Source organism: Shinella sp. M31 (genome assembly GCF_049199205.1).
GTDB lineage: Bacteria > Pseudomonadota > Alphaproteobacteria > Rhizobiales > Rhizobiaceae > Shinella.
In genome coordinates this window covers 1-305 of record NZ_JBLZPH010000198.1, presented here as the reverse complement: position 1 = coordinate 305, position 305 = coordinate 1, and the positions used below count along the sequence as shown (strand labels likewise).

1 protein-coding gene is annotated in these 305 nt (G+C 61.6%); it reads left to right on the top strand.

All coding sequences use genetic code 11. The features are described from left to right. Positions 1 to 305: Ig-like domain-containing protein (locus tag ACOZKU_RS27740; RefSeq protein ID WP_421581608.1), on the top strand; the 305-nt coding region annotated here is incomplete at both ends.

The following is a 305-nucleotide window of genomic DNA, read 5'->3' as shown; positions in this document are numbered from 1 at the left end:
GCCGTCAACGGTTTCACCAATGCCGATCTGACGATCGCCAACGGCATGCTGAGCTCCGTCAGTTCGTCCGATGGCGGCGTCACCTGGACTGCTACCTTGACGCCGAACGCCGGCGTAACCGACGCGACCAACCTTATCACACTCGACAATACCGGTGTGGCGAACGGCTCGGGCAACACGGGAAGCGGCACCACCAGCTCCAACAACTACAGCATCGATACTCAGCGCCCGACCGCAACCATCGTCGTAGCTGACACCGCTTTGGCAGCCGGCGAGACCTCGCTGGTGACCTTCACCTTCAGCGA